This window comes from Erythrobacter sp. SG61-1L (genome assembly GCF_001305965.1).
Lineage (GTDB): Bacteria > Pseudomonadota > Alphaproteobacteria > Sphingomonadales > Sphingomonadaceae > Andeanibacterium.
Window position 1 is genome coordinate 3,632,793 of sequence record NZ_JXQC01000003.1, and the last position, 21,135, is coordinate 3,653,927.

Genomic DNA, 21,135 nt, shown 5'->3' on the forward strand with positions numbered 1-21,135 from the left:
GCTCACGCCACGATCCCCGGAATGAACGCACCCTGCGGTACGAAGCTGGCAGCGATCAGGAAGACCGAAAGCGCGAAGGCCGATACGCCCGCGGCGATCCGGCTGGAAGTAGAAGTCATGTTCTGCATTTCAAAATTCCCTCAATCAATCCGGCGGCCCATCCCGCCGATGCGCCAGTGATTGCAGGAGGCGTGCCAATTTGAGGAAATGGTGGATTTCCAAGGCTTTCGCGCGATCCGGCAGGCTTGGCCGCGCTCGCAACCCCAACCCAAACACCATGAGTTGGGAAATTTCACCAACTTTCAGGATCGAGAAATCCGACAGGCTCATTTTCCATTGGCCTGCCTGCCATTGCCGGTCTATCGCCGCTGCCGATGGCGCTCGACCGCATCACACTTGCCGCCTTTCGCAACCACCGGGCCAGCACAATCGACGGCACCGGGCACTTCAACCTGCTCGTGGGCGAGAACGGCGCAGGCAAGACGAATGTGCTGGAGGCGATCTCCCTTTTCGCGCCCGGCCGTGGCCTGCGGCGGGCGGCCCTTTCGGACATGGCAGCAAGCGGCGGACCGGGCGGCTTTACCGTCAGCGCGCGGCTGACTCAGCCCGGCGATGCGGAGGCAGTGACGTTGGGCACCGGCACCGAGGCTGGTCAGCCGGGCCGCCGCCTTGTCCAGATCAACAGCGCCCCGGCCAGCGCGGTGAGCCTTGGCGAATGGCTGGCGATGACCTGGCTCACCCCTGCAATGGACCGGCTGTTCGCCGACAGCGCTGGCGCAAGGCGGCGCTATATGGACCGGCTCGCACTCGCGCTCAATCCCGGCCATGCGCGCCTTGCCGCACGGCACGAGGCCGCCCTGCGAGAGCGTAACCGGCTGCTGTCCGGCCCACACGATCCCGATCCGCGCTGGCTGGACGCTGTGGAGGCACAGCTTGCTGATGCCGGGGCCGCGCTCGCTCGTGGGCGGGCCACCCTGGTCGCAAGGCTTGGCGCCGAGCTCGCTCTGCTGCCCGAAGAGCCGTTCGCCCGCCCGGTACTGGCCTATGTTCCCGGCGGCCCGCTGGATGCAGCCGCGCTGGCCGAAGCGCTTGCCGCGGGCCGCCGCCGGGACCGCGCCGCCCAGCGCACCCTCACCGGCCCGCAACGCGACGAGCTGGAAGTTACCATGGCTGGCAAGGGCCAACCCGCCGCGCTGTGCTCCACCGGGGAACAAAAGGCGATGCTGATTGCCATCACGCTTGCCCATGCCGGACTTGCCGCCGGGGAGCGGCCAAGCCTGCTGTTGCTGGACGAAGTGGCCGCCCATCTTGACCCCGTGCGCCGCGCCGCCCTGTTCGAGCGGCTGCGCGCCGGCAAGGCGCAGGTCTGGCTGACCGGTACCGAACTGACGCCCTTTGCCGAAATCCGCGTGGAGGCCGCGCGCTGGCGCGTCGCAGCCGGCGGTGTAGAGCGGATCTAGGCAGCCAAGGGCACGACGCGGCGATAAAGGTGCCAGGTCGCATGGCCCAGCACCGGCAACACGATCAACATCCCCAAGAACATCGGCAGCATCGAAACGAACAGCGCAACCGACATCAGCACGGCCCATACCACCAGCACGAAGCCATTGGCACGCATAGCGGCTAGGCTGACGATGATCGCGGTGAGGAAGTCCACTTCCCGGTCAACCAGCATCGGCAGGCTCATCACCGTGATCGAATAGAAGGCAAGCGCCATCAGCGCCCCAACCGCACCGCCCACCACCAGCATCATCATGCCTGCGCCGGTGCGGAATATCTCCAGCGATTCAGAACCGAGGCCCGATTCCGCAAGGAAGATCGCGAAGATGCCATGGGCAAGGATGATCCAGAAGGTGAAGCCGACAAAGACGAAGCCACCCATCATCAACACCTGCTCGTCACCCCGACCACGCAGGGCACCCAGCACCGCACCCCAGCTCATCGGCAGGCCCGCCTCCCGCCTGCGGCTCACTTCATAAAGGCCCACGGCGATGAAAGGCGCCAGCAGCGGGAAGCCCGCGGACGCCGGAACCAGCCAGCCGATCTGCCCCCATGAAAACAGCGCGAAATAAAGAAACAGCCCCGCCGCAACATAGATCGCCGAAAAAAACAGCCCGAAGGCCGGGCAGGCGGCGAAGTCCCGCCACCCCGCAGCCAGAGCCGCCGCAAGATCCCCCATCCGAAGATCGCCCGCGACTTTCACCGGCACGATCTGAACCTGTTCGCCCATCCTCTTTACGCCCCCTGTCGACGGAAGTCTGGCGCGATGGTGCCTTACCCGCGATGGCAGGGCAAGCTCGGCCGCGATCCGCCGGTCGTGACGGTTGCGACAGACAGAATGCGCTGCCATAGGCGCCCGCCCTGCCCCCAGAGTGAGTCCTCCCGCCATGCCGAACTCCGCTCCAGCCAAGCGCACAACGGCCAGTGCAGTCGGGATCGACTTCGGTACCACCAATTCCGTCATCGCCTGCGCCGGGCAGGACGGGCAGGCCAGCCTCGTGGAGTTTGCCGCGCCCAACGGGCCCGGGTCGGTATTCCGATCCGCCCTGTGCTTCTGGGAGGAAGAGGGCATTCGCGGCGCTCTGGGCCATGAGGCGGGGCCGTGGGCCATCGCAGAATTCCTCGATTTTCCGCAGGGCAGCCGGTTTATCCAGTCCTTCAAATCCATGGCGGCCAACCCCTTGTTCGAACACGCCAGTCTGTTCGAAAAACGCCTGCGTTTCGAGGAGCTGGGACAGATCTTCCTCACCCACCTGTTGGCCCATGGGGGCATTGCTTTGGCGGACCTGCCCGATTGCATCGTGATCGGGCGCCCCGTGCGCTATGTCGGCAACCGCCCGGACACGGCCCTTGCGCGCACCCGGTACGATGCGATGTTCGCCATGCTGGGCCGCTCGGTCCACTATGTCTACGAACCGCTGGGGGCCGCCTATGGCTTTGCATCCGGCCTGTCTGATCCGGCAACCCTGCTGGTGGCGGATTTCGGCGGCGGCACCAGCGACTTTTCGATCGTTCGGGTCGAAGCCCCCGGCTCGCCCCGGCGTTGCACGCCGCTTGGCTCGGCAGGTATCGGCATAGCGGGCGACAGGTTCGATTACCGGATCATGGATCGCCTGGTTCTGCCTCGGCTGGGCAAAGGCGGCACTTACCGTTCCTTCGACAAGGCAGTGGAGATTCCCGCCGGATATTTCACCGATTTCGGCGACTGGTCACGCCTCGCCCTGATGCGCAACCGCAAGACCATGGCCGAACTCGCCCGATTGAAGCTCAATGCCACCGATCCTGCCGCAATCGGGCGCATGATCGCCGTGATCGAGAACGAACTGGGATATGCCCTTTACGACACCGTGGGACACCTCAAGCGCGCGCTTTCCAGCCAGACCCACGGGCATTTCCACTTCGAAGGCCCCGGCCTGACCATCGACGCAGAAGTGAGCCGCGCGGATTTCGAAAGCTGGATCGAACCAGACTTGCACCGGATCGGCGAGACGGTGGACCAAGCGCTTGCCAACGCCGGGCTGGCTGCGGAACAGATCGACCATGTTTTCCTGACGGGCGGCTCCTCCCTCATCCCCGCCGTGCGCCGCCTGTTCGAAACGCGCTTTCTCATCCCCGCCGTGCGCCGCCTGTTCGAAACGCGCTTTGGCGAAGAACGGATCGCCACCGGCAACGAACTGACCTCCATCGCACACGGCCTTGCCCTGATGGCACAGGATCCGGACCTGTCTGACTGGGTGGCGCCGGACGGCGAGTGATCGCCGCGAAGCAGGCACTGCCGCAGCCCGCATTCAGCCAAAACTATGGCGCCATTCCGCGAGACTATGACGCACTCCGGGAAACTACTTGGCAAGCCAATCTCAAGCATTTCCGCTATCCACCGTTAACCCGGATCACCTAATCTGCCGCCCTTCACATGAAGACGGGGGCTCTATGAAATATATCGGGATCGCAACCGCCGGCCTGGCGGGAATACTGGCTTCAACCAATGCCATGGCGGCAGACACGCCCGGGGTTCTGGTTCCTGCGCCAACGCAGGACTCATCCAGGGAAGACGCGCCGACCCCGCCTGAACCTGCAGCAGCACCAAGCCAGCCTGCGGAAATGTTCGTTCCAGCGCCGGTCGCCTCCACCCGCAAGCAGATCGTGCTGCCGGTGAACACGCTGGTTCTGGTTACGCCAGCCGAAGAAATCACTTCCAAGAAGATGAAGGAAGGCACCACACGCGAATTTCTGGTTGTTGAAGACGTCGTTCAGGACGGCGTCGTCATCATCCCCCGCGGCTCGCCGGTCACTGCCACAGTCACCTGGCGCACGGGCAAGGGCATTGTCGGCAAATCCGCGAAGTTCGAACTGACGTTTGAGCGGGTTCGCGTGAACGGGCGGGACTTCGCCCTGCGCGGCTCCCATCGTCAGGAAGGCCGTGGCAATACGGCCGGTGCATTGCTGGGATCAATGATCATCACTGGCCGGTCTGCGGTCATGCCTGTCGGGCAGGTGGTGAACGTCTTCACCAAGGAACCGATTGCCAAGGTCACACAATAGTCCGGCGCGCGCCGGTTCTGGCTGCAGGAGAATTCCCCTGCTGGTTCGAACCGGCGCATCGCTTTCGGTCGGCAACCCGGCAGATCGCGGCTTGGGCTGGCCGACATGTGCTGCTAGAGCGCGCCCATGCTGACAATTAATGGCGTTACCGTGCGGCTTGGCGGCCGGACCATCCTTGACCGCGCGAGCGCTGCGATTCCGCCCGGTGGACGGGTCGGGCTGATCGGCCGCAACGGGGCCGGCAAATCGACGCTTATGAAAGCGATGATCGGCGCGCTCGACCCTGACGAGGGCGAGATCGAGATGCCCCGCCGCACGCGGCTGGGCTACATCGCGCAGGAAGCGCCGAGCGGCACGATCACGCCGGAACAGGCCGTGCTTGCCGCCGATGTCGAGCGGGCGCAGTTGCTGGAAGAATCCGAGACCTGCACCGATCCGCACCGCCTGGGCGACATTCATGACCGCCTGCTGGCGATCGACGCCTATAGCGCGCCCTCGCGCGCGGCCCGCATCCTCATCGGCCTCGGCTTTGACGAGGAAATGCAGTCCCGCCCGCTGGACAGCTTTTCTGGCGGCTGGAAAATGCGCGTCGCGCTGGCTGCGCTGCTGTTTTCCCAGCCTGACGTGCTGCTGCTGGACGAACCTTCGAACCACCTCGATCTGGAAGCCACGCTGTGGCTGGAGAACTTCCTCAAGTCCTATCCGGCCACGCTGGTGGTGATCAGCCACGAGCGTGACCTGCTCAACAATGTGGTGGACCATATCCTGCACCTGCAAGGCGGCAAGCTGACGCTCTATCCCGGCGGCTATGACAGTTTCGAGCGCCAGCGGGCGGAGCGGGCCGCGCAGCTCGCCGCCGCCAAGGCATCGCAGGACGCCCAACGCGCACGCCTGCAGGATTACGTCGCCCGTAACAGCGCGCGTGCTTCCACGGCCAAGCAGGCGCAGTCCCGCGCCAAGATGCTGGCGAAGATGCAGCCTATCGCCGCACTGATCGACGATCCTTCGCTGAGCTTCGATTTCCCCGATCCGGGCGAATTGCGACCGCCCCTGATCTCGCTGGATCTCGCCTCGGTGGGTTATACCGAGGAAAAGCCGGTGCTGCGCCGCCTGAACCTGCGGATCGACCCGGATGAGCGGATCGCCCTGCTAGGCCGCAACGGCAACGGCAAGACAACCCTCGCCCGCCTGCTGGCGGCCCAATTGACGCCGATGGAAGGGGCCATGCACGCATCCGGCCGGATGAAGGTCGGCTATTTCACACAGTATCAGGTGGAAGAACTGGCCACCGACGCGACGCCGCTGGAACATATGACCCGCGCGATGGAGGGCCACTCCCCCGCCGCCGTGCGTGCACAGCTGGGGCGGTTCGGCTTTTCCGGCAATCGCGCGACCACACTGGTGGGCCAGCTTTCGGGCGGCGAGCGCGCAAGGCTGGCGCTGGCGCTGATCACCCGCGATGCACCGCATATGCTCATCCTGGACGAGCCAACCAACCACCTTGACGTGGATGCGCGCGAGGCACTGGTGCAGGCGCTGAACGACTATTCCGGCGCGGTGATCCTGATCAGCCACGATCGCCACATGGTCGAGCTGACGGCCGACCGCCTGGTGCTAGTCGATGACGGGACGGCGAAGGATTATTCCGGCAGCATGGAGGATTATATCGACTTCGTGCTGGGCCGGAACCAGCCGAAGAAGGATGGCGGCGCCAAGGGTGCAAAGGCTCCGGCCAAGCCATCCGGCAAATCGCAGGCGCAGGCCCGCTACATCAAATCGGAAATCACCCGCGTCGAAAAATCCATCGCCAAATTGCAGGCGCATTGCACCGAGATCGACCGGGCGATGTACGAACCCGCCAATTCCTCCGCCCAGCTTGCGGGCAAGACCATGACCGAACTTCTGACGCAGCGGGCGCAGGTTTCCGACGAACTGGAGCGACTGGAAATTGAATGGCTCGCACTGGGCGAGCAGCTGGAAGGCGCCGGCTAGAAACGAAAATGGGCCTCGCCGCAAAAGGGGGGGAACGGCGAGGCCCTTCTCAATCAGCCTGAGGGAGTCAGAGCTGACCGGGGAAAGATCAGAACGCGAATTTGGCCCTCAACCGAACCGGGACCGACAGGCGCGAACCGGAATCGTTGATCGAAGACAGGCCAAGCCCACCCAGCGCGCTGTCATCGCCAGATGCGCCGTCGGCGTAATGCAAGCCTACCTCAGGCTGCAGGAAGAAACCTTCGTTTACCTTGATCGACAAGCCAAGATCGGCGCCCGCCGAAAACACCCATGACGAATCCGAGAAGGGCGTGTCGGTCAGCGTGATGCCGGCGTCGGGAACCGTGAAGGTAGACGAAATCTCCGAAAGGCGGGCCACGCCCAACCGGCCGGCAATATACGGCGAAATTCCGCTGTCCGGCATCAGGTACTGGCGGAAGCCAAGTTCCACCGAGAGCGCCTTATAATCGGAAAAATCGCCAAACACTGGCAAGCTGGCATTTACCGGAGCGCCAGCCGCTGCCTGACCGACATTGATCTTGTTGCCCTGCGCTTCGAGATAACGGACCGAACCGAACAATTCGGAGCTGTCGCTCAGGCCATAAGCAAGCTCGGCGCCGATCCCCCAGGCATCGTCATAAACGTCCCGCTGGCTGCGCTCGCCGATCTGCAATTCCGCCGGAATGCCGGACAATGCGGGGTTGAGGATACCAAGATCGGCAATATCGACATTTTCGCCGCCATGCATCGTGCCATCGATGGCAAAATCCATGCCCCCATCAACCCCGAGCGAGAACTGACCAGCCTTGGTATGAGCCAAGGCCGGCGAAGCAGCGACGGTCGCAAATATAGCGATACCAGCAGCAAGCGAATGTTTGAGCAAAGCCATCATCTTTCCTCTCATCTGACTTTTTGATCTAGCCACGAGAGGAAGATAATCCGGACGGCCTTTCATTCGACCTGTCCTTTCGGTCATCCAGTTGCCCTTTAGGACATGATATTTATCGCCGATCCCTCACTTTGGTGGCGCAGCGAGACTGTCGCCTCTGGCCTCAGGCAACGCCTTCGCCACATCGGCCGAAGTGGCAGCGACCAGTTCCTCGATCCCGCGCGCGGTGGGATGGATCTTGTCGTCCTGCAACAGGTCCGGCTTGTCATAGACCGCCTCAAGGAAGAACGGCACCAGCGCGGCGCCATATTCCTTCGCGAGCGCGGGATAGATGGCATCGAAATCGCGCTGGAAATCCGCGCCGAGATTGGGCGGAGCGCGCATTCCCATCAGCAGGGCCGGGATTTTGCGGGCATTCAGTTCCTTCAGGATGCTTGCGATATTTGCGCGTGTTTCCCTTGGACTGAGGCCGCGCAGCAGATCGTTGCCGCCCAGTTCCACGATCACGAGCTGGGGCGGGACGGGCTGGTTGTCGAGGGTGAAGAGGAAGCGCTGGGCCGCCGCCGCGCTGGTATCGCCGGAGACGCCCGCATTGGCCACCTTCGCATTGATCCCCTGCGCGCGCAGGGCCAGCTCCAGCTTGGCCGGATAGGCTTCCGCCTGCTCGACATTATAGCCGGCAAACAGGCTGTCTCCAAAGGCGAGGATCGGGCGTTCCGGCCCCATGACCGGCACGTTTTCGGGCGCGGCGACCGTTTCGCTCGGCGCCGGATCGGGCGCGCTGCCGCCGCATGCTGAAAGGCCGAGGGACAGGCCAACGGCCAGGGCAATCGACAAACACCATTGGCGCATCGGCCAAACTCCCATGGGTACACTTGCTCTGGCAGCGATCCCTATGCCATCGCTGGGCCGTGACAAGCCCCGATCAAAGCCAGCCCGCAATTGCCGCCCGCAATCTTACCCTCACCCTTGGCGAGGGGGAGGCGGCCGTGCAGATCCTGAAGGGTATCGACCTTACCGTGAATGCGGGGGAGACCGTGGCCCTGCTCGGCCCTTCCGGTTCGGGCAAAAGCTCGCTGATGTCGGTCCTTTCCGGGCTGGAGCGCGCAGGCGGCGGCAGCCTTTCGGTTGCCGGGCAGGATTTCGCCGCGATGGACGAGGATGCGCTGGCCGCCGCGCGCCGGGGCCGCATCGGCATCGTCCTGCAGGCCTTCCACCTGTTGCCCACCATGAGTGCGCAGGAAAACGTCGCCACGCCGATGGAACTGGCCGGAGAGGCAGACGCATGGCCGCGCGCCGCCGCGGAGCTTGAGGCAGTGGGCCTCGGCCACCGCCTGACGCATTACCCCGCCCAGCTTTCCGGCGGCGAGCAGCAGCGCGTGGCCATTGCCCGCGCCACTGCCCCGCGCCCCACCCTGATCTTTGCGGACGAGCCGACCGGCAATCTGGACGGCGCAACCGGCCGGGACATTGTGGAACTGTTGTTCGCCCGCCGCGCCGAAACCGGCGCCACGCTGGTGATCATCACTCATGATCCCGCGCTGGCCGAACGCTGCGACCGGGTGGTCACTCTGGGTGACGGCCGGATCGTGAGCGACACGGCCGCATAATGACCCGCGCCGCATCCACTTCCCTGCCCTGGGCCACTGCCTGGGCCATTGCCCGGCGCGATCTTCACCGCCGGTTTCGCGGGCTGCGCCTGCTGCTGGTCTGCCTGTTTCTGGGCGTAGGCGCGCTGGCTGCCATCGGATCCCTGACCGGCGCAATCGAGGGCGAGCTGAAAAGCCGGGGCAAGGAAATCCTTGGCGGCGATCTGGAAGTCAGCCTGTGGCAGCGCGCACCCACCGTCAGGGAACTGATGGTGCTGAACGGCTATGGCCGCGTATCCGGCGGGCTAAGAATGCAGGCCACCGCCAGCGCGGGAGACATGGCCGCACCCATCGAACTGAAGGCCGTGGACAGCGAATGGCCGATGTTCGGCAGCTTCACGCTGAAGGATGGCACGAAGGCCGGTGCGCCGCCCGAAGGGCAGGCATGGCTGGCACAAGGCGCGGCCGAGCGGCTGGGGGTTGGCCCCGGCGACAGTTTCCGGCTGGGCACGCAGGTGCTGAAAGTGGGCGGCATCATCGGGGAAGAGCCGGACCGGCTGAGCGAAGGCTTCGCCCTTGGCCCAACGGTGATCGTGCCATTCGATCTGCCGGAAGAGGCCGGCCTCGTCGCGCCGGGCGCGATGTATCAGGGCAAGTACCGCATCGCCTTTGGGGGCAGATACGATGCCGAAGGCGTATCCAGGAAGATCGGGGAACTGTTCCCTTCCGCCGGTTTCGAATTCCGCAATTCCGACAATGCCTCCCCGGGGGCAGACCGCTTCGTTTCGCGCATGGGCCAGTTTCTGGTGCTGGTGGGGCTGGCCGCCTTGGTGATCGCAGGGATCGGGATCGGCGGCGGAGTATCCTCTTACCTTCAGGCCCGGCGGACCGGCATCGCCACGCTGAAAATCCTTGGCGCGACCAGCGGAGACATTGCGCGTATCTATGCCCTGCAACTGGGCGCAGCCGCGCTGGCGGGCGCGCTGGCTGGCCTGATCGCGGGCATTGCCATCACTCCATTGCTCAGCTGGGCACTGGGTTCGCTGCTGCCGGTGCAGACCGGGCTGGTGATCGACCTTGCCGCACTGGCGCGCGCCGCGGGCTTCGGCCTGCTGGTGGCGCTGATCTTCGCCGCCCCACCACTGGAAAAGGCTCGGCGCTTCCCAGCCATGGCCCTGATGCGCGAGCGCGTGATGCCGCTGGCTCGCGAATGGCGTGGGTTGCTGCTACCGGTGGGCGGCGGGCTGGTGGCGATTGCCGCACTGGCCCTGATCGGCACGCCGCAACCGGGCCTAAGCGCCATATTCATGGGCGGGGCTGCCGGGCTGCTGGCCATACTGGCCCTGCTAGGCTGGGCCATCCGCCGCGCGGCTGAACGCGCGCCGCGCCCGCGCAACCCGCTGCTGCGCAATGCGCTGGCCAATCTCCACCGGCCCGGTGCGCAAACGGGCGCGCTGGTGACGGCGCTGGGCTTCGGCCTGTCTGCCTTCGTGCTGCTGGCCGGCGTGCAGACCAGCCTGGATGCCAATATCCAGCGCAGCGTGCCGCAGATGGCGCCCGATTATTTCGTGCTCGACATTCCGCGCGCCCGGATCGGCGAGTTCGAGGACCTGGTCCGCAAGGACAGCCCCAAGGCGGAAATCCGCAGCGTGCCTACCCTGCGCGGCAAGATCCTGGCCTATGGCCCGAAGGGCAAGACGATCCGCGTGGCCGATCTGGACGAAATCCCCGAAGGCGCATGGCCCCTGCGCGGCGAACGCGGCCTGACCTATTCGGACGGCGTGCCCGAAGGCAATACGGTGACCGCAGGCAAATGGTGGCCGAAGGATTATTCAGGCGAGCCGCTGGTTTCCATCGACGAGGAACTGGCGCAGGTGCTTGGCCTGAAGATCGGCGATTACATCACGGTCGGCCTGTTGGGAGTGGAACGCAGCGCCCGCATTGCGAGCTTCCGGCGGATCGACTGGGATTCGATGGGCTTCAATTATGTGCTGGTGTTCAGCCCCAATGCCATTGCCGATGCGCCGCATAATCTGGCCGCCACAATCGACCTGCCCGACGGTGCCGCGACCGGCCCGCTGCTGCGACAGATGGTCCGCACCTTCCCCTCAAGCTCGGTGATCGAAGTGGGGCAGGTGCTGGGCGAAGCGCGAGCGATATTGAGCCAGGTGGGCGCAGCCATCCTTGCCGCCGCTTCCGTGGCCGTGCTGGCAGGGCTGGCCGTCCTGTTGGGCGCCATCGCCGCCGCCCGCGCCAGCCGCCTTTACGACAATGTGATCCTGCGCGTGCTGGGCGCCAGCCGCAAACAGCTGCTGCTGCTGCAACTTGCCGAATATGGCCTGCTGGCTCTGGTACTGGCAGGTGTGGCGCTGGTGCTGGGCAGTGGGCTTGCCTGGCTGGTGATCGTCCAGCTGTTCGAATTCGACTGGCTGCCGGACTGGCCGCGCATTCTGGCCGTGCTGGGCGCGGGCCTTGCGCTGGTATTGGGATTTGCACTGGGCGGGTCGCTTCCGCTGCTGCGGGCACGCCCCGCCCAGGCACTCAGAGAGCTTTAGGCGAAAACGCCCACATCGGTGCGGCCCTTGGGGTCCGGCCCGAAGCGATTGGGGCCTGCAGTGCCGTCAAGGCACAGGATCACCAGAAAGGCGATCGTGACGAGGAAGCCCACGAAAGGGATCAACGAAAGCAAGATGAAGCCCAGATACCACCAGCCGGACATGTTGCGATCATGCAGGCGGCGAACGGTCACGGCGATGGACGGAATCAGCGCGAACAGCGCATAGATGCCGTAAATTCCGACCATGGCGATCAGGACCGGGCTGGACAGCATCGATGCCGCCATCACGCTTTCATCATATTCGACACCCTGCCCCGCCATTTGGGCACTGGTGAAAATGGCGCTGAACATCTGCACATAGAACGGGCCCGCCAGCACGCAGGCCAGAATGACGTTCAGCAATGTGAACATCCAGAATTCCTTCCGGCGCGAACGGCCGGAAAAGTCGAAATACCGCTTAAACGGCAAGAACATCCAATTCATCGTCAATTCCCCCAATTCCCGCCCGTCCGGCGGGGGTGTGGTAACGGCCCGGCTGTTGCACGTTTGCCGTGATGGAAGCGGATGCGACTGGCTCCGCCGGTTATTCCGCTTCACAGGAAGTCGGAAATGTCGGTTTCTGGCCTCAGTGGGTCCGGGCCATAGGCATTCTCGCCCGGCGTGCCCTTCTGCGCCAATAAGTATGCCAGGGCCGGCCCCCCGATATATGGGATGAGCCCGAGCAACACATACCAGCCTGATTTCTCCAGATCGTGAAGGCGGCGTACCTGCAGTGCCAGGACGGGGCAGGATATTCCCAGCGCATAGGCCAGCAACAGCTTCGAGCCGAAATCCATGCCCCCGCTTTTGCCCGGCGCGGAATTTTCCTCGATTTCAATCCCCAACATTGTCACCAACACGGCAACGAACAGGTTGAACAGCAGGAACAGCCAGTATTCCAGCCGGCGCGAACGGCCGGAAAAGTCGAAATAGCGCCGGAACGGCAAGAACATCCAATACACGCCGATCCCCCCGAATCGTTTCGCGGGAGACCACCACAGGCTGGGCTTGCGGGCAAGAAAAAGGGGGCACTCGGCCCCCTTTCCCAATCGGTTCAGGTAGTTGTGCTTACCACTTGAAACGCACCGAACCGCCCCAGGTACGCGGCTGGTTGGTATAGCCCGAGATCGAGAGCGGCTGAGCCACTGAGTCGAACACCTGCTGCAGATAGCGATCGTCGAGCAGGTTGCGGCCCCACAGCGAGAATTCCAGGCCGGAATCCATCGCATAGGTGATCGAAGCCGAAACATCGTCCACCGTGCGAGTGAACTGGGCCGCCGCCGCAATCGCCGCAGCCTGTCCGCCGGCGATATAGCCCGGCAGGCCTTCCACGATCTGCACTTCGGATTCATGGTGATACGAAGCGTTCAGGAACAGCGCATCGCCATTGCCCATGTCGATTTCATACTGCCCGCCAAGCACCACGGTCCATTCGGGGATACCGGCCGGCTTTGTGCCGGTAAGGTCGCCTACTGCGGAAAACTTGAAGTCGTCATATTTCGGATCGAGATAGGTGACGCCCAGATTGAAGGTCAGCCCGTCAGTCGGTTCCACCATGCCTTCGAATTCGACGCCGAAGGTGGATTGCTTGCCCGCATTGGCCAGCGCGAAGCCGGTGCCGGTGAAGATGTTCGACTGGAAACCCTGGATCTCCTGCTTGAACACGGCGACGTTGGCCGAGCCGACGCCCCAGTTCCCCTTCAGGCCGAACTCGTAGACGGTCGACTTTTCGGGATCGGCATAACGGGTGCCGTAGGTCTGGTTGACCTTGAGCAGGCCGGCCGAACCCAGCGCCGCCGCATCCGAGGCAAGCGGCCGGCTGTCGCGCGACAGGTTGACCGATGCCGCCTTGAAGCCGGTGGCATAGCTTGCATAGATGTTCACTTCCGGGCTCACATCATAGGCAAGCCGGATGGTGTAAGTGAAATCGTCATCCGAAACGTGGCCATCTTCCACCGAATTCGGCACGTTGAGGAAGGGCGGCAGGTACTGCAGCGGCTTGAGCGCCAGCAGCGAGTTCACTGCCGGATCGGTATCGTTGGCATCGGCATAGGCATGGGCGCCATCCGAAGCCAGGCCGAACGCCAGCGGATTGCCCTGTGCGAACAGGCCGATTTCCTCCTGCGTGGCCGGGCGGTTGAGATTGAGGAACATCGGGCCGCCAATGGTGGTGGCCAGTGCCTGCGCATAGATCGCCGTATTGCCGTCAGCCACCAGATCGACGGTGGAGAAGGCATCCGAACCGACGATGTTGGCCGTGTAGTCCTTCACGTCCTTCGTATAATTGCCGCCCACGGTCAGCGTCAGGCCCGGCACGACTTCGTAATCGATCTGGCCGAAGATCGAGATCGCCTCGCTGTCCAGCGTGAAGGTCTCGTCATTGCCGGTCTGATAGGCGAAGAACTTGTTGGTATATTTGGACGGATCGCCTTCCAGCGTGCCCAGTGTCCCCTCAAGCGTGGCGATGTTCTGGCTGCCGCCGGAAAGGCTGCTGATCAGCGCATTGGCATAGGCGCGGGCCTGGCTGCCCCACTTCAGCTCGCCGGTCTGGTCCACCTTCTCCTTGATGTAGAAGGCGCCCAGCAGGATGCTGGCCTTGTCGGCGATTTCCGCCGTCATGCGCAGTTCCTGCGTGAAAGTGTCGAGGTTGATGTCCGCCGCCAGCGGATAGATCAGATCCGCGCTGGAGAAGTCCGCATCCTGCGCGGTCACAGCCTGATTGTTACGGAACGCCGTGATGGAGGTCAGCGTCATCGGGCCGACATTGTAATCGAGCTGGGCCGAAACGCCCCAGTTCTTGATGTCGTTGGTGGAGTTGTAATTGTTGTAAACGACATTGGCGAAAGGATGGTTCGCATCGGGCAGATCGCCCAGCGCGTCGATCACGTCGGTCGCCCCCGGCGAGGGCGCGCGCTTGAGGTTGATCACGCCGCAGCAATTCTCGTCGATACTGTCGTAATCGGCGATGATCCGCGCCTTGAAGTCGGTCGAAGGCTCGATTAGCAACTGGCCGCGAACGAACCAGCGGTTACGTTCATTGGTCCGGTCCCCGGTGCCGAGATCCTTGTTGTAGCCGTCACGGCCGGACCAGCCGCCCGCGATGCTGGCCGCCACGTTCTCCGACAGCGGGCCGGTGACGTAACCCTTGAGCACCACGGCGTTGTAATTGCCGTAACCCGCCTCGACCGAGCCGCCGAGATCGAACTGCGGCTCTTCCGTCACGATCGAGATGACGCCCGCAGAAGCGTTCTTGCCGAACAGGGTCGATTGCGGCCCGCGCAGCACTTCGATGCGGGAGACGTTGGGCAGGTCGTTTACCTGCGAGGCGGTGCGACTGCGATAGACGCCGTCAATGAACACGCCCACCGAAGGTTCGATACCGGCATTGTTCGCCCCGTTGCCGAAACCGCGAATGATGAAGTTGGTGTTGGCGGAGCTTTGCAGCTGGGTCACGCGCAGCGACGGCACGAGGGTCTGCAGATCCTTCAGATCGCGGATCTGCGCGCGTTCCAGCGCCTCGCCGGTAGCTACCGTAACGGCGACGGGAACGTCCTGCAGCGTCTGTTCGCGCTTGGTCGCGGTGACCAGAATTTCATTGCCGGAACCGGGTTCGTCTTCCGCAGGCTGGGCGAGTTCTTCCTCAGCCTGAGCGAAAGCTACGGAGGGGACCGCCAGAGCAAGGCCGGCAGCACCAAGCAGAAGGGTCGCGCGTATGGCTGTGGCACGACCAGAAACGGTGATTGTCATGTGAGGCTCCATCTCTCCATCCCCAGACCCTGCCGCAGCGCCTTCTTTAACGAGGATTGCCGACAAAGCCCGGACTCCTTTAGCGATCATAAGGTTACTGGCAGGTTCACACAATCTCCAATAGGTAGACCGGTTTCACACGTAACCGCGCGTTGCACGGCGGTAACACCGCGTCAGCCTGCCGCTACGGCATGGTGCCTTCCGATGCGGGATCGACAGACTTTGGTGTAGCATGACGCGCGCCCGACAGCGGCGTGCCTCGATATGACACAATCGCCCTTTTCCACCGTTTATACTTGCCGCAATGCAGCATTGTGTATAGGGGCGCGGCGCCCGGGCGAATTGTGTCCGAAGCCTTCAGACAACCTGCAAACCCAGAAGAGCCTGACCGATGCCCGGCCAAGACGCCCTGCGTAATATCGCAATCATTGCCCACGTTGACCATGGCAAGACCACCCTGGTTGACCAGCTATTCCGCCAATCCGGCACCTTCCGCGACAATCAGCGCGTGGAAGAACGCGCGATGGATTCCAACGATCTGGAAAAGGAACGCGGGATCACCATCCTTGCGAAGCCGACCTCGATCGAGTGGAACGATCACCGCATCAACATTGTCGACACGCCCGGCCACGCCGACTTCGGCGCCGAAGTGGAACGCATCCTCTCGATGGTCGACGGTGTGATTCTCCTGGTCGACAGCTCGGAAGGCGCGATGCCGCAGACGAAGTTCGTCACCGGCAAGGCGCTCGGCCTCGGCCTCAAGCCGATCGTCGTCGTCAACAAGATCGACCGTCCCGACGGCCGCCATGCCGAAGTGCTGGATGAAGTGTTCGACCTCTTCGTCAGCCTCGACGCCAGCGACGAGCAGCTCGACTTCCCTGTCCTCTATGCTTCGGGCCGCAACGGTTACGCCAGCTACGATCCGGACGCGCGCGACGGCACGCTGACCCCGCTGTTCGAGAAGATCGTGGAGCACGTCCCCGCGCCGAACCTCGACGTCGACGCGCCGTTCTCGTTCCTCGCAACCCTGCTCGACCGTGACAACTTCATGGGCCGCGTGCTGACCGGTCGCGTCCAGTCGGGCACGCTGAAGGTCAACGACCCGATCCGCGCCATCGACATGGACGGCAAGGTGATCGAAGTGGGCCGTGCCACCAAGGTGCTCACCTTCCGTGGCCTCGACCGCGTGCCGGTGGATGAAGCCCGCGCCGGTGACATCATCGCGCTGGCAGGTCTGGAAAAGGCCACCGTTGCCAACACCATCGCCGACCCGCAGGTTTCGGAGCCGATCAAGGCCCAGCCGATCGATCCGCCGACCCTGGCGATGCGCTTCTCGGTCAATGACAGCCCGCTGGCTGGCCGCGAAGGCGACAAGGTCACCAGCCGCATGATCCGCGACCGCCTGATGCGCGAAGCGGAAACCAATGTCGCCATCCGCGTCACCGAAAGCGCCGACAAGGACAGCTTCGAAGTGGCGGGCCGCGGCGAACTGCAGCTGGGCGTGGTGATCGAAACCATGCGCCGCGAAGGCTTCGAACTGGGCATTTCGCGCCCGCGCGTGATCTTCGGCGAGGACGAGGCGGGCAACCGCACCGAGCCTTACGAAACCGTTGTGATCGACGTGGACGATGAATTCTCCGGCACGGTCGTGGAAAAGATGCAGCGCCGCAAGGCAGAGCTTACCGACATGCGCCCCTCGGGGCTCGGCAAGACCCGCATCACTTTCTCCGCCCCGTCGCGCGGCCTGATCGGTTACCACGGCGAGTTCCTTTCGGACACGCGCGGCACCGGCATCATGAACCGCCTGTTTGAGAAATATGCCCCCTACAAGGGCAAGATCGAAGGCCGCCAGAACGGCGTATTGATCTCCAACTGCACCGGCGAGGCCGTGGGCTATGCGCTCAACAGCCTCGAAGAACGCGGCATCCTTTTCGTGAGCCCGCAGGAAAAGATCTACGAAGGCATGCTGATCGGCGAAAATGCCAAGCCGGATGACCTTGAAGTCAATCCGATGAAGTCGAAGCAGCTGACCAACTTCCGTTCGACCGGCAAGGACGATGCGATCCGCCTCACCCCGCCGCGGGTAATGACGCTGGAACAGGCCATCGCCTATATCGACGACGACGAAATGGTGGAAGTGACGCCCAAGTCCATCCGCCTGCGCAAGGCGATCCTCGATCCGAACGAACGCAAGAAGGCAAAGCGCAAGGAAGCGGCATAAAATCCGCTTGCCCTGCCGCCCGGCACGGGCATCATCCGCTTATGCCGCGCCTTCTTTCCCAGCTTCCGGCCGCACGGCTTCTCGCCGCTGCGGCCGTTTGCTTTTCGCTGCTGCCCCTCCCTGCCCTTGCCAATGATTCCGAAGCGGAATGGGCCGTAGGCGGGCTGGTGCTGAAGGCCAGCGATACCATCAGCATGGACCGGGAAGATCTGTTCATTTCCGCCGATGAAGTGCGGGTGGACTATAGCTACACCAACCATTCCGACGATCCGCAGACCATCCTGATCAGTTTCCCCCTGCCCGCATTGCCCGAACAGGGGCAGGACTGGGTGGAATATGGCAGCTGGCCCGACTGGAACAGGCTGGGCTTCTCAACCACGATTGATGGCAAGCCTGCCGAGTGGCAGACTGTGGTGCGCGCGGTAGCGAACGGCAAGGACGTGACTGCACTGGTGGAAGGCGCAGGCTTCCCGCTGGAATGGTATCAGGATTACGATTTCGTCGAACGGATCGCCGCCCTGCCCGAAACCGAGGCGGAACGGCTGGCGGCGCTGGGCCTGCTGGTGAAGGAAGAAGGCTGGGGCGGCAATGATTACGGCCCCGCCTGGCAGGTGCAGTGGCACATCACCCGCGAGCAGACTTTCCCCGCCCATGCCACGGTCAGTGTCTCCCACCGATACACCCCGATCGTCGGCGGATCGGTGGGCGGGTTGCTCCACCAGATCGACGATCCGCAATGGGCGGACCAGAAGGCCTATTACCGGCAGCATTACTGCACCGATGCGGCCTTTCTGGCAGGCGTAAAAAAGCGCCAGCGCACCGAAGAGGCGAAGGCAGGCGATGAATATCACGGCTATGGCGAAACCTGGATCGGTTATGTCCTGTCCAGCGGCGCCAACTGGCGCGGACCCATCGGGGATTTCCGGCTGGTGGTGGACAAGGGCAGGCCCGACAATCTGGTGAGCTTCTGCATGGACGGGGTGCAAAAGATCTCGCCCACTCGCTTCGAGGTGCGCAAGACGGGATACGAGCCGGATCACGATCTCGAAATATTGATCGTCCAGTGGTACGATCCCGAAGAGTGAACAAGACTGGCGGCGCCGTTGCGAGACGGCGGAGCCACCCCTAAAGCCCGGCCAGAATGGACACTTCCCAGCTTCGCATCGCCCTGTTCAGCGGCAACTACAATATGGTGCGCGATGGCGCGAACCAGGCACTGAACCGTCTGGTGGGCTATCTGTTGCGTCAGGGCGCGGCCGTGCGCGTCTATTCCCCGGTGGTGGACAAGCCGGACTTCCCGCCCACAGGCGATCTGGTGGGCGTGGCATCCTTCGCCATTCCCGGCCGCAGCGAATATCGCGTGGCCACCGGCCTTTCGCGCCAGAACCGGGAAGACCTTGCGGCCTTCGCCCCCAATGTCGTGCATATTTCCGCGCCGGATTTTGCCTGCCGTCAGGCGGCCAAATGGGCGCGGGACAGGGACATCCCCGTGCTCGCATCGGTCCACACCCGGTTCGAAACCTATCCGCGTTATTACAAGCTCGGCTTTCTCGAACCCACGGTGGAGAACTGGCTGCGCAAGCTCTATCGGCGCTGCGATGCGCTGGTCGCCCCCTCGCAGAGCATGGTGGACGTGCTGCACGAGCAGCGGATGAACGGCGATATCGGCATCTGGTCACGCGGGGTGGATCGCACGATCTTCAACCCCGGCGTGCGCGACCTTGAATGGCGCCAGTCCTTCGGCATCGCGGATGACGAAGTGGCCGTAGGCTTCCTTGGCCGTCTGGTGATGGAAAAGGGGCTGGATGTCTTTGCCGACACCGTAACCGAACTTGCCCGGCGCGGCGTGAAGCACAAGGTGCTGGTGGTGGGCGAAGGCCCGGCGCGCGGCTGGTTTGCCGAACGCGTGCCCGATGCCTGCTTCGCGGGCTTTCAGGCGGGCGCGGATCTGGGCCGGGCGGTTGCCAGCATGGACATGCTGTTCAACCCTTCAATCACCGAGACCTTCGGCAATGTCACGCTGGAAGCCATGGCCTGCCGCCTGCCGGTAGTGGCCGCGCGCGCAACGGGCAGCGATGTGCTGGTGGCCGATGGCACAACCGGTCGCCTGATTAAGCCGGGCGATATTCCCGCCTATGCCGATGCGGTGCAGGCCTATGTCGAAGACGCAGGCCTGCGCGCGCAGCACGGTGCAGCGGGCGAGGCACGCAGCCTCGATTTCGACTGGGACCGGATCAATCAGGCCGTGGCCGATACCTATATCCGCCTGATCGGGCAGCGCGCGGCGGGAAAGTAAGCGCCCCCCGCGCTACCTCTGCCAAGCCACGTCCGTTCGTCCTGAGCCTGTCGAAGGACACGCGCTGACCTTTGCCCAGCACGCAGTTATGCCAAGCTTCCCGCTCAAGCGGGAGTTTCGGTGCGCCCGGAATTACCATCACCCGTGTCCTTCGACAGGCTCAGGATGAACGGAGGTTGTTAGCAGGCCGCCGGAGACTTCATCCATCCCGCCAGTCGAACGGCAAGGGCGCCTCGCGATGGGCGAAGCGGTCCAGATGGCTGGAAACGACGCCTTTCATCACGTCCCGCTGCTGGTCCACGCTGGCGTCGATCCGCACTTCCAGACTGTCCGCATGGGCGTCCATCGTCACCAGCGCATCGCCGGGGAACGTGCCCGCGCGGCCTTCAGCCGGGAAGCGAATCGTGCCGTGTTCGGGCGTGAATTCCACTTCCAGACTGTGGGACCAGTGCTTGCACAATTGCTGCAGATAGCGGCTGCCGCTGGCGGTCGGGACGATGGCCGTGGTGGTGGCGGTTGAACTCATGAGTATCTCCATGGCTTGCACCGGCACCAGATTGTGGCGCCGGCGCAGCATTTCCAGTCGGTTCAAGCGCGTTCGATCCGCTTGGCCGCTTCGTCGATGATGTCGACGATGGCCTGCATCGTCTCCTTGTCGGGCTTGCCCGCAAAGACCCGGTGCTTGAGCACGCCACCGAAATTCATCAGCGCACGCATCAGTTCCGGCGAATGCTGGCGTTCACCTGCATCGCCCAGTTCGGCAAGGCGCTTCAGCAGAGCTTCGACTTCCTCGGCCCGTTCGGCCAGTTCGGCCCGGCCTGTATCGGTTGCCTCGAAGGCCTTGCGATTGCCGTCGCCATCGGCGCTTTCGGCAATCATGCCTTCGTCTGAAAGAAGCGAGAGCGTGGGATAGAGCGTGCCCGGGCTGGGCGAGTAATTCCCGCCGGTCAGCTCTTCCAGCGCCTTCATCAGTTCATAGCCGTGGCGCGGTTGGTCCGCGACAAGGCTAAGCAGGACGAGGCGAAGCTCTCCGCCCGCGAACATCCGTCCGCGTCGGCCCTTGCGCCCGCCGCCGCCAAAGCCGCCGCCGAAATCGTCCCAGCCGAAGCCACCGCCCCAGCCGCCACCGAATCCGCCGCGCCCCATGGCCGCGAGCTTTTCCATCTTGCCCCACAGGGGGCCACCCGGGCCGCCGCGCATACCACGATGGCGGCCATGGCGTTCGGAACGATCGCCGCAGCGATCCGAATGATTATGCATGTA

Annotated in this window: 19 protein-coding genes; 9 read left to right on the top strand and 10 right to left on the bottom strand. The window is 63.7% G+C overall.

Annotated elements, in window-relative coordinates; genetic code table 11:
• Positions 1-2 precede the first annotated feature (2 nt).
• Both SZ64_RS19060 and SZ64_RS17885 read right to left on the bottom strand, forming a co-directional pair.
• Entirely contained in the window at positions 3-128 is a 126-nt protein-coding gene (locus SZ64_RS19060; RefSeq protein WP_277813745.1) for a hypothetical protein, read from the bottom strand.
• Positions 129-144: 16 nt separating this feature from the next.
• A complete protein-coding gene (locus SZ64_RS17885) occupies positions 145-330 on the bottom strand; it encodes a hypothetical protein (protein WP_054531972.1) in 186 nt (61 codons plus the stop codon).
• 44 nt (positions 331-374) lie between these two features.
• On the opposite strand from SZ64_RS17885, the gene recF reads away from it, so the two are divergent.
• The gene (gene recF / locus SZ64_RS17890) at positions 375-1,460 is read left to right on the top strand and encodes a DNA replication/repair protein RecF (protein WP_054531971.1); all 1,086 of its coding nucleotides are present in this window, start codon (positions 375-377) and stop codon (positions 1,458-1,460) included.
• Here recF and SZ64_RS17895 read toward each other — a convergent pair.
• A complete protein-coding gene (locus SZ64_RS17895) occupies positions 1,457-2,230 on the bottom strand; it encodes a DUF2189 domain-containing protein (protein WP_054531970.1) in 774 nt (257 codons plus the stop codon). The genes recF and SZ64_RS17895 overlap by 4 nt on opposite strands.
• A gap of 157 nt (positions 2,231-2,387) precedes the next feature.
• Between SZ64_RS17895 and SZ64_RS17900 the strand changes: the two genes are divergently transcribed.
• From SZ64_RS17900 to SZ64_RS17910, 3 genes are all read left to right on the top strand, one after another.
• Positions 2,388-3,755 (top strand): Hsp70 family protein, encoded by a 1,368-nt coding sequence (locus tag SZ64_RS17900; protein ID WP_054531969.1) that lies wholly within the window; start codon positions 2,388-2,390, stop codon positions 3,753-3,755.
• A gap of 175 nt (positions 3,756-3,930) precedes the next feature.
• Positions 3,931-4,542 (top strand): hypothetical protein, encoded by a 612-nt coding sequence (locus SZ64_RS17905; protein ID WP_054531968.1) that lies wholly within the window; start codon positions 3,931-3,933, stop codon positions 4,540-4,542.
• A 126-nt stretch (positions 4,543-4,668) separates the two neighbouring features.
• Positions 4,669-6,534 carry an ABC-F family ATP-binding cassette domain-containing protein gene (locus SZ64_RS17910; protein WP_054531967.1) on the top strand — a complete coding sequence of 622 codons (1,866 nt, stop codon included), beginning with the start codon at positions 4,669-4,671 and terminating at the stop codon, positions 6,532-6,534.
• An 88-nt stretch (positions 6,535-6,622) separates the two neighbouring features.
• Here the strand turns inward: SZ64_RS17910 and SZ64_RS17915 are convergent, their stop codons facing one another.
• Positions 6,623-7,354, bottom strand: coding sequence for a hypothetical protein (locus tag SZ64_RS17915; protein ID WP_156313678.1), 732 nt, complete (start codon positions 7,352-7,354; stop codon positions 6,623-6,625).
• A gap of 195 nt (positions 7,355-7,549) precedes the next feature.
• Positions 7,550-8,275, bottom strand: coding sequence for an arylesterase (locus SZ64_RS17920; protein WP_054531965.1), 726 nt, complete (start codon positions 8,273-8,275; stop codon positions 7,550-7,552).
• A gap of 59 nt (positions 8,276-8,334) precedes the next feature.
• Here SZ64_RS17920 and SZ64_RS17925 point away from each other — a divergent pair, with 59 nt between their 5' ends.
• Both SZ64_RS17925 and SZ64_RS17930 read left to right on the top strand, forming a co-directional pair.
• Positions 8,335-9,033, top strand: a complete 699-nt coding sequence (locus tag SZ64_RS17925) for an ATP-binding cassette domain-containing protein (RefSeq protein WP_054531964.1) — start codon at positions 8,335-8,337, stop codon at positions 9,031-9,033.
• Positions 9,033-11,567, top strand: coding sequence for an FtsX-like permease family protein (locus SZ64_RS17930; RefSeq protein ID WP_054531963.1), 2,535 nt, complete (start codon positions 9,033-9,035; stop codon positions 11,565-11,567). Before SZ64_RS17925 ends, SZ64_RS17930 begins: the two co-directional genes overlap by 1 nt.
• Here SZ64_RS17930 and SZ64_RS17935 read toward each other — a convergent pair.
• From SZ64_RS17935 to SZ64_RS17945, 3 genes are all read right to left on the bottom strand, one after another.
• Complete coding sequence (locus tag SZ64_RS17935; RefSeq protein WP_054531962.1) at positions 11,564-12,052, bottom strand: DUF805 domain-containing protein; 489 nt, start codon at positions 12,050-12,052, stop codon at positions 11,564-11,566. The genes SZ64_RS17930 and SZ64_RS17935 overlap by 4 nt on opposite strands.
• A 110-nt stretch (positions 12,053-12,162) precedes the next feature.
• On the bottom strand, positions 12,163-12,561 hold the full coding sequence (locus tag SZ64_RS17940; protein WP_199797093.1) for a DUF805 domain-containing protein: 399 nt from the start codon (positions 12,559-12,561) through the stop codon (positions 12,163-12,165).
• Between the two features lie 115 nt (positions 12,562-12,676).
• The gene (locus tag SZ64_RS17945; RefSeq protein WP_054531961.1) at positions 12,677-15,355 is read right to left on the bottom strand and encodes a TonB-dependent receptor; all 2,679 of its coding nucleotides are present in this window, start codon (positions 15,353-15,355) and stop codon (positions 12,677-12,679) included.
• A gap of 391 nt (positions 15,356-15,746) precedes the next feature.
• Between SZ64_RS17945 and typA the strand changes: the two genes are divergently transcribed.
• From typA to SZ64_RS17960, 3 genes are read left to right on the top strand one after another with little or no spacing between them, the layout of a single operon-like run.
• Positions 15,747-17,576, top strand: a complete 1,830-nt coding sequence (gene typA / locus SZ64_RS17950) for a translational GTPase TypA (protein WP_054531960.1) — start codon at positions 15,747-15,749, stop codon at positions 17,574-17,576.
• A gap of 41 nt (positions 17,577-17,617) precedes the next feature.
• Positions 17,618-18,661: a DUF4424 family protein gene (locus SZ64_RS17955; protein ID WP_054531959.1), complete on the top strand. Its 1,044-nt coding sequence runs from the start codon at positions 17,618-17,620 to the stop codon at positions 18,659-18,661.
• Positions 18,662-18,717: 56 nt separating this feature from the next.
• Positions 18,718-19,872 carry a glycosyltransferase family 1 protein gene (locus SZ64_RS17960; protein WP_054531958.1) on the top strand — a complete coding sequence of 385 codons (1,155 nt, stop codon included), beginning with the start codon at positions 18,718-18,720 and terminating at the stop codon, positions 19,870-19,872.
• Between the two features lie 199 nt (positions 19,873-20,071).
• Here SZ64_RS17960 and SZ64_RS17965 read toward each other — a convergent pair whose 3' ends face one another.
• Both SZ64_RS17965 and SZ64_RS17970 read right to left on the bottom strand, forming a co-directional pair.
• Positions 20,072-20,398, bottom strand: coding sequence for a DUF2218 domain-containing protein (locus SZ64_RS17965; protein WP_054532356.1), 327 nt, complete (start codon positions 20,396-20,398; stop codon positions 20,072-20,074).
• Positions 20,399-20,460: 62 nt separating this feature from the next.
• A complete protein-coding gene (locus SZ64_RS17970; RefSeq protein ID WP_241773078.1) occupies positions 20,461-21,132 on the bottom strand; it encodes a PadR family transcriptional regulator in 672 nt (223 codons plus the stop codon).
• Positions 21,133-21,135 lie beyond the last annotated feature (3 nt).